At 76.4% G+C, this 10,796-nt stretch carries 7 protein-coding genes; 6 read left to right on the forward strand and 1 reads right to left on the reverse strand.

Annotated features, from left to right (window positions below):
• The first annotated feature begins 1 nt into the window (after position 1).
• The 3 genes from E1291_RS16905 to E1291_RS16915 are packed head-to-tail and all read left to right on the forward strand — an operon-like array spanning position 2 to position 2,818.
• Positions 2–787, forward strand: a complete 786-nt coding sequence (locus tag E1291_RS16905; protein WP_131738768.1) for an SDR family oxidoreductase — start codon at positions 2–4, stop codon at positions 785–787.
• A gap of 41 nt (positions 788–828) precedes the next feature.
• The gene (locus tag E1291_RS16910; protein WP_131738769.1) at positions 829–2,295 is read left to right on the forward strand and encodes an MFS transporter; all 1,467 of its coding nucleotides are present in this window, start codon (positions 829–831) and stop codon (positions 2,293–2,295) included.
• Positions 2,237–2,818, forward strand: coding sequence for an NADPH-dependent FMN reductase (locus E1291_RS16915; protein WP_131738770.1), 582 nt, complete (start codon positions 2,237–2,239; stop codon positions 2,816–2,818). Before E1291_RS16910 ends, E1291_RS16915 begins: the two co-directional genes overlap by 59 nt.
• Here the strand turns inward: E1291_RS16915 and E1291_RS16920 are convergent.
• On the reverse strand, positions 2,815–4,506 hold the full coding sequence (locus E1291_RS16920) for an AfsR/SARP family transcriptional regulator (RefSeq protein WP_165495151.1): 1,692 nt from the start codon (positions 4,504–4,506) through the stop codon (positions 2,815–2,817). The two genes, E1291_RS16915 and E1291_RS16920, sit on opposite strands and share 4 nt — an antisense overlap.
• Positions 4,507–4,750: 244 nt before the next feature.
• On the opposite strand from E1291_RS16920, the gene E1291_RS16925 reads away from it, so the two are divergent.
• The 3 genes from E1291_RS16925 to E1291_RS16935 all read left to right on the forward strand — a co-directional run.
• Positions 4,751–8,329, forward strand: a complete 3,579-nt coding sequence (locus tag E1291_RS16925; protein ID WP_370770994.1) for an nSTAND1 domain-containing NTPase — start codon at positions 4,751–4,753, stop codon at positions 8,327–8,329.
• Complete coding sequence (locus tag E1291_RS16930; protein ID WP_131738773.1) at positions 8,326–9,030, forward strand: hypothetical protein; 705 nt, start codon at positions 8,326–8,328, stop codon at positions 9,028–9,030. The genes E1291_RS16925 and E1291_RS16930 overlap by 4 nt, the downstream gene beginning before the upstream one ends.
• A partial coding sequence (locus tag E1291_RS16935) for an NACHT domain-containing protein (RefSeq protein ID WP_131738774.1) occupies positions 9,027–10,796 on the forward strand: 1,770 nt, incomplete at its 3' end. The genes E1291_RS16930 and E1291_RS16935, both read left to right, overlap by 4 nt.

Below are 10,796 nucleotides of genomic sequence, written 5' to 3' on the forward strand. Positions count from 1 at the left end.
CATGAGCGACCACACCGCGAACCACGGCGGGCTCGCCGGCAAGACGGCCCTGGTCACCGGCGCGAGCAGGGGGATCGGCCGCGCCACGGCCGAACGCCTGGCGCGGGACGGCGCCCTGGTGGCCGTGCACTACGGCACCGACGCAGCGGCGGCCGAACGCGTCGTGGCGGGCATCGAGGACGCGGGCGGGCGCGCGTTCCCCGTCGGGGCGCTCCTCGGCGTCCGCGGGGACGTCGACGCGCTCTTCACGGGGCTGGAGGCCGGCCTCGCCAAGCACGGCGAGGGTGAGCCGAAGCTCGACATCCTGGTGAACAACGCCGGCATCATGGGCGGCGTCGCCCCCGAGGACACGGTCTCCGAGCAGTTCGACGAGCTGGTGGCGGTGAACGCCAAGGCCCCGTTCTTCATCATCCAGCGCGCGCTGGCCCTCATGCCGGACGGCGGCCGCATCATCAACATCTCCTCGGGCCTCACCCGGTTCGCCAACCCCCAGGAGATCGCCTACGCGATGACGAAGGGCGCCGTCGAGATGCTGGCCCTGCACTACGCCAAGCACCTCGGGCCGCGGCGCATCACCGTCAACAGCGTCGCGCCCGGCATCACCCGCAACGACAACCCCGTCTTCGGCGTCCCGGAGGCCGTGGAGCAGATGGCGGCGCTGTCGGCCTTCGGTCGCGTCGGCGAGCCCGCCGACGTCGCCGACGTGATCGGGTTCCTCGCCTCCGACGACGCCCGCTGGGTCACCGGCGCCTTCCTGGACGCCACCGGCGGGACGCTGGCGGGCTGAGCCCGAGACCGACGACCGCCGGACCCGGAGGAGGAGGCGCCATGAGGCGAGCGGCGACGGACGCCCCGCCGTCCAGGACGAGCGCGGGCCGGGGGACGCGCGGGCTGCTGCTCGTCCTGTCGGGGACCATGCTCCTCGACGCCCTGGAGGTCTCCACCACGGTCGTCGCGCTTCCGGCGGCCGGCGCGGACCTCGGTTCGTCTCCGGCCGCCGCGCAGTGGCTGATGAGCGGCTTCGCCCTCGGGTTCGGCGGGCTGCTGCCCTCCGGCGGCCGCCTGGTCGGGCTGTTCGGGCGGCGGCGGGTGTACCTCGCGGCCCTGGCCGGGTTCGCCGCCGCGTCCCTGCTGTGCGGGCTGGCCTCGCACGCGGGCCCGCTGGTGGCCGGACGCGTCGTCAAGGGCCTGTGCGTCGCGCTGACCGCCCCCACGGGACTGGCCGTGATCGGCGCCGAGTTCCCGGAGGGCCCGGCGCGCGCCCGCGCGCTGTCGCTGTACTCGCTGGCCGGCGCGGGCGGGTTCTGCGCGGGCCTGCCGCTGTCGGGCCTGCTGACCGAGGCGAGCTGGCGGTGGACCTTCCTCTTCCCGGTGCCGGTCGCGGCGGCGCTGCTCGCGCTCGGGTGGTTCCGGGTCCCCTCCGGCCCGCCCGGCGGGCCCGCCGCGGCGGGCGCGCGGATCCGGGGGGTCACCGGCGCGGTCCTCTTCCTCACCGCCGCGGGGCTGGTGCTCTGGGGGATCCAGTGCGCGGGGCGGGCCGCGTGGCCCGCCGCGGCGGGATCCCTCGCGGGCGCCGCCCTGCTCACGGCGGCCGCCGCCGCCCTGGAGCGCTCCGTCCCGCGGCCGCTCCTGCGCAGGCGGGTCCTGGCGAACGCCTCGCTCGTCCGCTCGGCCGTGGGCGCGGCCGCGCTCAACGGGCCCTACTGGGGGCTGCTCTTCCTGCTGACCTTCCAGTGGCAGTCGCGGGCCGGATGGTCCCCGCTGGAAACGGCCCTCGCGTTCCTGCCCGCGGCCCTGCCGCTCGCGCTCGCGGCGCCGCGCTCCGGGCGGCTGGTGAGCCGCTTCGGCGCGCGGCGCCTGATCGTCGCGGGTGCGCTCGCCCCGCCCCTCGGGTACGCGCTGTACCTGCCGCACGCCTCGGACCCGTCCTACGCGGCGCACGTCCTGCCGACCCTCCTGCTGGTCGGGGCGGGTTTCGTTCTCCAGTTCACGGCCCTGCACACGCAGGCCCTGGCCGGCGTTCCCGACCGGGACCGGCCGATGACCACCGCCGTCTATCAGGCGGCGGTGCAGCTCGGCGGCGCGCTCGCGCTGACCCTCACGGTCGCGCTGCTGCCGGCGGAACCCTGGCCCCGGGCCGGCGCGGGGGACCCCGGGCCCGCGGCCCTGTTCATCACCGCGCTCTCGGCGGCCGGCCTCGCGGCCGCGCTGGCGGGACACCGACGGAAGGAGCGGCATGGCCGCCGACCGGGAGCCGATCCGGCTCGCAGTGATCGTGGGAAGCGCCCGGCCTGAGCGCCTGGCCCCGCACGTGGTCTCGTGGTTCACCGGCCACCTGGCTCAGCGCCCCGACATGGTCGCCGACGTCGTCGACCTGCTCGACGCCCGGCTGCCGCCGTCGCCGGACGAGGAGTCGCCCGAGGTGGCCGCCTACCGGCCGCGGATCGGCGCTGCCGACGCCTACGTCATGGTGGCGCCCGAGTACAACCACAGCTTCTCCGGCGTGCTCAAGACGGCCATCGACTGCTGCACCACCGAGTGGCGCGCCAAGCCCGTCGGGTTCGTGTCCTACGGGCTGAGCCGGGGCGGAGGGGTGCGCGCGGTCGAGCATCTGCGCCAGGTGCTGGCGGAACTGCACGCGGTCGGCGTCCGCGACGCGGTCTGCTTCCCCTCCGTCCTCGACCACTTCGGCGACGACGGTGGTTTCCCCCGTGACCGCGCGGGCGCCGACCTCGCCGCGAAGGTGATGCTCGACCAGCTGGCCTGGTGGGCCCTGGCGCTCCGGGAGGCCAAGGCCCGCCGCCCCTACACGTCCTAGAGGCGGCCGGACGTCCTGGGCACCGGCCCCAGCCGGACGGGGAGGGCCTCCCGCAGCGGCGGCCCGGCGCCGGGGCCGGGCTCCTCCCTGTGCCCGTGCCCGGTGCACACCCCCCGGACGAGGTCGCCCAGGCCGAGCCCGGGCTGCGCGTGCAGGCGCGCGCTCACCGACCGCAGCGCCCGCGGCATCCCGGAGCACCTGCGGGCCAGCTCCCGGGCGGCCGGGATCTCCTCGCCGACGCGCTCCTCCCCGAGCGCGGCGCGGAGCATGGTGACGGACTCCTCGGACGACAGCGAGCCCAGCCGGTGGCGCCGCGCCCCCGCCAGCTCGCCGAGCGCCGACCGGCTGGTGATCAGGACGGCGGCGCTGGCCGTCCCCGGCAGCATCGCCTGGACCTGCGCGACGTCCGCGGCGTCGTCGAGCACCAGCAGGACGCGCCGGTCGGAGATCCGGGCCCGCAGCACCGCGGCGCGTGCCTCGGCGGACCGGGGCAGCCGCCCGGCGGGCACGCCGACGGCGATCAGCAGGTCGGCCAGGACGTCGGCGAGGGGCCGGGGCGACCCGCCGGTGCCGTTCAACGCCACGTACCACTGGCCGTCGGGGTAGTGGGCCCGCAGGTCGTGGGCGACCTGGACGGCCAGCTCCGTCTTCCCCACGCCCCCTGGCCCCCACAGCACCAGAACCCGCCGCCGCTCTGGACCGGCCAGGTGGCCGACCATCAGCCCCCGCTCCAGGTCGCGGGCGACGAAGTCCGCCGCCGCGGGCGGGAGCTGGCACAGCTCGTTCCAGGCGTGCTCGTCCGTCCCGGCGGGGGAGGGCACGCCGTCCGGGCCGGTGAGCCCGGTGGTACCGGGAGGGGCGTCCTGGGCGGCGTCCTGAACGGTGGCGCCGGGCGCGGGCGAGAAGACAACGGCGGCGCCGGCGTCGGCCGGATCGAGGTCCGGGTCGGCCCGCAGGATCCGCTGGTACAGGTCCCGCAGCTCGCCGCCGGGCTCGATGCCCAGCTCGGCGTCCAGGACGCGGCGCACCTGGTGGAAGGCGGCCAGCGCCTCGGCCTGGCGGTTGCACCGGTACAGGGCCAGCATGAGCAGGCTCCAGAAGCCCTCCCGCAGCGGATGCTCGCGCGTCAGCTCCCTGAGCTGCCCCACGAGCCGCACGTGCCGCCCGGCCGCCAGGTCGAGCTCGACCTGGCGGCCGATCGCCTCCAGCCGCAGCTCCTCCAGCCTCGGGACGAGCGAATGGTGCAGCGCCGGCGAGGGCACGTCGGCCAGCGCCGGGCCGCGCCACAGGGCCAGCGCCTCGCCGAGCCGCTCCCGCTCGACGGCCGTCTCGCCGCGCTCCCGCGCGCTCCGCGCGGCCTGGTGGAGCGCCTGGAAGCTGTGCAGGTCCAGTTCGCCGGGCCTCGTCTCGATCACGTACCCCGAGCTGGCGGTCCGGATGACGTCGTGATCGCCCAAGGACAGCCTCAGCCGTTTGACCATCGAATACAGGGACGCCCGTGCGGCGCGCGGGGGTTTCTCCCAGACGTACTCGACGAGCCGGTCCACCGGGACGGTTTCGTTCGCGTGGAGCAGCAGGGCACCGGCGATCACGCGTTCTTTGCTGGCGGTGATGATCCGCTCATCGCCCCCCATGGACATCCGCAACGTTCCCAGGACGGTGAAATCCCGGACGACTTCGGCTCTCATCGCAGCCCCCTCAGAACTCGAGCCATGCTTCCCCGCTGCTCCATCGAAGGGGCGTTCAAGCTGGTCGGACAACCTGTCGGACGAACTCGAACGGGATTGGACGGCCGGGGAACGGCGGCTTTGCGAGCGGATCGGCCCTGACCTCGGCATTCTCGGCGACCCCTCGGGAATGCGCCAACGACCGCCGTCCGGGGCGCTCGAACGGGTTTGGCCGCCATGGCCGTGACTGACCAGAATGACGACCATGGGAGAGGCGGAAGACGGTGCCCTATGCCCTTATCAGGGACTTGCACCGTTCGAGACCGAAAGAACCGATTTGTTCTTTGGGCGCGCGGGGGCGACCCGCGACCTCCTCGACAGGCTGGCGCCGCGCGTGGCCGAGCGGGGGGCCGTCCTGCTCGTCTCGGGGGCCTCGGGCGTCGGCAAGTCGTCGCTGCTGCGCGCCGGGCTGATGCCGGCGCTGGCGAGGGGGAGGCTGCCGGTCGCCGGGTCGCGGGACTGGGCGCGCCTGCTGGTGACACCGACCTCCAGGCCGCTGGGCGCCCTCGCCGCCGCCTGGGCCGGGGCGTTCGGCGGCCGTGCGGAGGCGGTGGAGGAGCGGCTCCGGGACGACCCGGGAAGCGTCCTGTCCGGGCCGCCCGGCCCGGACGGCCGCCTGGTGCTGGTCGTCGACCAGTTCGAGGAGCTGTTCACGCTGGTCGCCGACGAGCGGGAGCGCCAGACCTTCGCGCGGGCCCTGCACGCGCTCGCCGAGGGCCCCGGCGGCGCCGCGGTGGTCATCGGCCTGCGCGCGGACTACTGGGACCGCTGCGCGGCCTACCCGCAGTTCGCCGAGGCGATCCAGGACGGCCAGGTCATCGTCGGGCCGATGACGGAGTCTGACCTGCGGCTGGCCATCACCGGCCCCGCCGCCGCCGTCGGCCTGGACATCGAGCCCGGCCTGGTGGACCTCGTGCTTGCCGAGCTGCGCGCGGGACGGGACGGCGGCGACCGGTACGAGGCCGGGGACCTGCCCCTGCTCTCCCAGGCATTGCGCAACACCTGGGACAGGCGCGAGGACGGCCGGCTGACCATCCGCGGCTACGAGGAGTCCGGCCGGGTCCGCGACTCCGTGCGCCGCACGGCCGACGACGTTCTCGGCGGGCTCGGCGCGCAGGAGCGCAAGACCGCGCTCACGATCTTCCGGCGGATGACGCTGATCACCGCCGGCGGGCGGGTGGCGCGGCGCAGGGCGACGCTGGCCGAGATCCACGCCGCCGCGTCCGCGCACTCGGCGGAGCGGCGCGCCCGGGTCGCGGCGCTGCTGGCGGCGTTCGCCGGGCGGCGCCTGCTCACCCTGCACGAGGACGCCGTCGAGATCTCCCACGACGCGCTGCTGACCGCGTGGCCGACACTGCGCCAGTGGCTGGAACCCGATCTCACCGCGCAGGAGGCGTACGACCGTCTCGTCCAGGACGCCGGGCAATGGGCCGAGCACAACCGCGACCCCGCCTTCCTGTACCGGGGCGGCCGGCTGCTGTCGGTCCAGGACGCCCGGCCCCGCTGGGACCGCGACCCCGAGGCGTTCCCCCCGCCCGGCCCCACCGTCGAGGGCTTCGTCGCCGCCTCGACACGGGAGGCGCGGCGCGCCGGGCGCCGCCGCGCCCTGATGCTGGGCGGCCTGGCGGCGCTGTCCGTCCTCGCCCTCATCGCGGCGGGCGCGGCCGTCCGCGCGGCGGGCGACGCCGGGCGGCAGCGCGACCTGGCGGTCTCCCGCCAGCTGGCGGCGCAGAGCGAGGTCACCGGCGACCCCGCGACCTCGGCGCTGCTGGCCGTGGCCGCTTGGCGGATCGCCCACACCCCGGAGGCGCGGCTCCGCCTGCTGTCGGCGGCGGCCCACACCGGCCGGGGCGTCCTCACCGGGCACACGTCGTCGGTCCGGTCCCTGGCCTTCAGCCCGAACGGCTCGGTCATCGCCACCGGCGGCGCGGACGGGACGGCGCGGTTCTGGGACACCGTCTCGCGCGGACCCCTCGGCCCGCCGATCGTCCTGCCCCGAGAGGAGTGCGCCGGGGCGAACGTCGAGGTGGCCTTCAGCCCCGACGGACGGACCCTGGCCTCGGCCTGCCTCGGGTCGATCCATTTCTGGGACGTCTCCACCCACCGGGAGATCGGCACGGTACTGACCACCGGGTCGGCGGTATCGGCGATCGCGTTCGCCCCCGGCGGCGGGACCCTCGCGGTCGGGGACCTCAGAGGCGGCGTCCAGCTGTGGGACGTCGCCTCCCGCCGGGCGCGCGGGGACGCGATGGGCCGCGTCGCGACCCGGCCCGACCGCGCCGAGCCGATCAGCGCCGTGGCCTTCGGTCCGGACGGCCGCCGCCTGGCGACCGCGGGCGCGGACGGCACGGCCCGGCTCTGGGACACCGCCACCCGCAAGCAGGACGGCCCGCCCTTCACCGGGCACACCGGCCAGGTCACGGACGTCGCGTTAAGCCCTGACGGGAAGACCCTGGCGACCACGGGGATGGACGGGACCGCCCGGCTGTGGGACACGGCGACCCACCGCCAGATTGGAACCGCCATGAAGGCCCCCGGCATGACGTCCGCCCTGCACGGGCTCGCCTACAGCCCCGACGGCCAACGGCTCGCCACGGCGGGCGGCGACGGCGCCACCCGCCTGTGGGACACCACCACCCACGCGCAGGTCGGCACGGAGCTGGTGGACAACCGCTTCACCGTCCGGCGCGTCCGGTTCAGCCCCGACGGGAGGCTCCTCGCCGCCGGCGGCGACGACGGCGTCGTGCGGCTGGGCGACCCGGTCGCCCACCGGCAGGTCGGCGCGGCCATGCCGGGCGGGCCTCCCGTCGCGCTCAGCCCCGACGGCAGGACCCTCGCCACCGGCGGGTCCGGTCTCGCCGTCCAGCTCTGGGACGTGGCGACGCGGCGCCGAGCCGGCGGCCCGCTGGTCCCCGCGGACGGTCCGCCGGGTCCCGGCGACTCCGTCCAGCGGATCGCGTTCGCCCGCGACGGCCGCACGCTCGTGGAGGCGGGCACCCGCGGCGTGTGGATCTGGGACCTCGCGACGCGCCGCCCGATCGGCCCGCCGGGGCGCCCGGCGCGGCGCCCCGGGCTGACCGCGATCACCCCGGACGGCGGCCTCCTCGCCGTCCAGGACGGCGGCTCCGTGCTGCTCTGGAAGGTGGCGGAACGCCGCGAGGCCGGGCCCCGCGTCCGCGTCCCCCGCCATACCGACGTCCTGTCGGCGATGGCGCTCAGCCCGGACGGCGCCGTCCTGGCCACCACCGGTTTCGACCGCAGGGTGCGGGTGTTCGACGCGGCCACGGGGCGGCAGACGGGCGCGCCCCTGCCCGTCACCACCGACGGGTTCCTCGACGCGCTGGCCTTCAGCCCCGACGGCCGCGTCCTCGCCGTCACCGCCGAGGACCACACCGTGCGGCTGTGGGACCTTGCGAACCGCCGCCCCGACGGCATCGCCCTGGCCGGACACACCGGCCCGGTCACCGCGCTCGCCTTCCGCGCGGACGGCGCGACCCTCGTCACCGGCTCCGCCGACGACACCGTGCGGCTCTGGGACCTGCCGACCCACCGCGAGATCGGGCCCGCGCTGACCGGCCACGCCCGCAACGTGAACGCGATCGCCTACGCCCGGGACGGGACGCTCGCCGCCACGGCCGGCGATGATGGGACGGCGAGGCTGTGGGACGTCTCCCTGCCCGCCGATCCCGCCGCCGCGGCCTGCGCCGGCGCGGGCCGCCCCCTCACCCGCGCCGAGTGGAAGACCTACGCGCCGCAGCAGAAGTTCCGGCGGACCTGCCGGTGACCGTCGCGACGGCCGCCGGGCACGACTCCCCATGGACGGACGGACGCATGTTCCTTCGAGGTTTCCGGCGCCGCACGGGACGGCCCGTCCCGGAGCTGGCGGCGCTGTTCCGCTCGATCGTCGACGAGAGCCGGGAGATCCATCCGATCGCCGCCGACTTCCTGAACCACTTCATGGACGGCGCCGGCGCCTCCCGGACGCTGTCGGTGCGCTGGCTGCGCTCCTTCAAGGTGATCCGGAAGGCCGAGAACAGGAACCGGCGCCGCTTCGAGCGGCAGCTCGCGCGCGCGGCGCGGGCGCTGGAGGACGGCGCCTCGACCTGGGTCAACGACCACTGGGACGCGCGGATCAACGCGTTCATCGGCACGGAGCTGTTCTACGTCAGCCGGATGAGCCTGCTGCGCTCGCAGGGCTCCTTCGTCCTGACGCGCTCCGGGCCGGAGGTGCGGGTGTCCGGCACCGTCCGCCACCACTGGTTCGATCCGTATGATTGGGACCGCGGCCGCTGGGTCTACATCCCCCGGCACGGGTTCGTCCCCATCGCGGTCGGCCGGGAGCTGGTCGAGTCCGACGAGGCGCGCAACTTCCTGATGGAGTCCCGTCATGTCCAGACGCTGGAGGGGAACTGGCGGGACGGCCGCGGCCTCCGGCGCGGGGCGTCCACGTTCACGTGGGCGCTGGTGAGGGCCGGGCGACCATGACCACGGGCCGCTCCCGCCCGCCCGACCCGTCCGAGGCCGGCTCCGTCGAGGAGTTCGTGCGGACGCTGGTCCGGCTCAAGCAGTGGGCGGGCGAGCCGCCGCTGAGCCGGCTCCGCTCGCTCGGCGGCCAGACGGTCACCCCCGACGGCGCCACCATCGACCGGCTGCCCAAGAGCACGATCTCGCACGTCCTGCGGCAGACGGGGAAGCTGCCGCGGTGGGACTTCGTGCGGGCCTTCGTCGCCGCGTGCCTGCGCTACTGCGACCATCCGGCCGAGGAGATCCCCCGCGAGCTCGAACGCTGGCGGGCGGCGCGGACCACGCTGGCCGAGCTCACGGCCCCGGCCCCGGACACCACCGAGCCGCCCGCCCCGCAGGACGGGGAGGATGCCGCCGGCGAGGCCGTCCCCGGTCCCGCCGGTCCCGCCGCCGACCCGGCGGCCGGGCTGCTGGCGCGGCGGGTGGCCCGCGAGGAGGACCGGGCCCGCAAGGGGCTGCTCGGCGGCTACAGCATCGCGCCGGTCTCCTTCGGCCACGACGGCGCCGCCGGCGAGGCGACCGACGACCTGCACTCGATCGGCCGGTACTTCGCCCGCCTGCGCCCGCAGCGCCTGATGGTCGTGGGCGAGTCGGGGGCGGGCAAGACCGTCCTGGCCATCGAGCTCGTCCTCCAGCTGGTGGAGCGGTTCATGACCGGCGGCGGTCCCCTGGTGCCGGTGCGCCTCAACGCGGCGCGGTGGACCCTCGGGCGCCGCTTCGAGCCGTGGCTCGCCGAACAGCTCGCGCAGGACTTCGGGCTCGCCGACCGGGACGCGGCCCGCCTCGTCCGCGACCGCCGGGTGCTGCCCGTCGTGGACGGGCTGGACGAGCTGGACCCCGAGCCGTCCACCGGCCCGCCGCGCCGGGCGATCGGGCTGCTGGCCGAGCTCAACCGCTACAGCGACCTGTCCGGGCGGCGGCCGGGAGCGGTCGTCGTGACCTGCCGTGCGGACCGCCACGCCCAGCTGGCGCGGGCCCGGACCGGTCTCGGCGACGCCGCGAGGATCCACCTCCACGACCTGACCGCCGAGCAGATCGGCGCCTACCTGCACGCCCGCTGGCCCGGCGGGCACCCCTGCGCCGAACATCGCGACGGCATCCTCGCTGCGCTGCCGGACGCGGCCGTCCACGCCGCGCTCGCCACCCCGTGGCGGCTGCTGCTGACCGTCACCGCCGTGGAGTCCGGCGCCGACCCGTCCGCGCTGCTCGCCGCCGACCCCGGCGCCGATCCCCGCGAGGAGGCGGCGCGGATCGCCGGCAGGCTGCTCGGCAGCTACGTCCCGGCGGCGACCGAGCTCACCCCGCGCGGCGACCACGGCACCCCGTACCGCCCCGACCAGGTGCGGGCCTGGCTCGAGCGGCTGGCCGCCCACCTGCGGCTGCAGGCCGCCCGCGCGGCCGCGGCGGACCGGCCGCCGCCCGGCCTGACGGCGATCGACCTCGTCCCGCACCTGCTGTGGCCGATCGGCGGCCGGCGCCTGGTCCTGGCGCTGCACGCCGTGTGCTGCGCGCTGCTCGCCGTCGTCGCCATGCTGGCGTTCTGGCTGGGGTCGGCGGTCGACGACCCGGGCGGCCTGAGCGACGGGCTCTCCGGGGAGGAGGGGCTGACCGTGGCGCTGATGGCGGGCTGGGTGGGCATCGCCACCGGCCTGTCGCTGTCGCCCTGGCCCGCCGCCGCGGGCGGCCGGGCCGACGTCCCGCGCCGGCAGCGGCTGGCCGGCGGGCTG

The sequence above is a fragment of the Actinomadura roseirufa genome (genome assembly GCF_900659635.1).
GTDB classification, from domain to species: domain Bacteria; phylum Actinomycetota; class Actinomycetes; order Streptosporangiales; family Streptosporangiaceae; genus Spirillospora; species Spirillospora roseirufa.

Excerpts from the sequence above, each read along its gene's own strand:
- E1291_RS16905 (WP_131738768.1), top strand. The coding sequence starts at position 2 with ATGAGCGACCACACCGCGAACCACGGCGGGCTCGCCGGCAAGACGGCC.
- E1291_RS16910 (WP_131738769.1), top strand. The coding sequence starts at position 829 with ATGAGGCGAGCGGCGACGGACGCCCCGCCGTCCAGGACGAGCGCGGGC.
- E1291_RS16915 (WP_131738770.1), top strand. The coding sequence starts at position 2,237 with ATGGCCGCCGACCGGGAGCCGATCCGGCTCGCAGTGATCGTGGGAAGC.
- E1291_RS16920 (WP_165495151.1), bottom strand. The coding sequence starts at position 4,506 with ATGAGAGCCGAAGTCGTCCGGGATTTCACCGTCCTGGGAACGTTGCGG.
- E1291_RS16925 (WP_370770994.1), top strand. The coding sequence starts at position 4,751 with ATGGGAGAGGCGGAAGACGGTGCCCTATGCCCTTATCAGGGACTTGCA.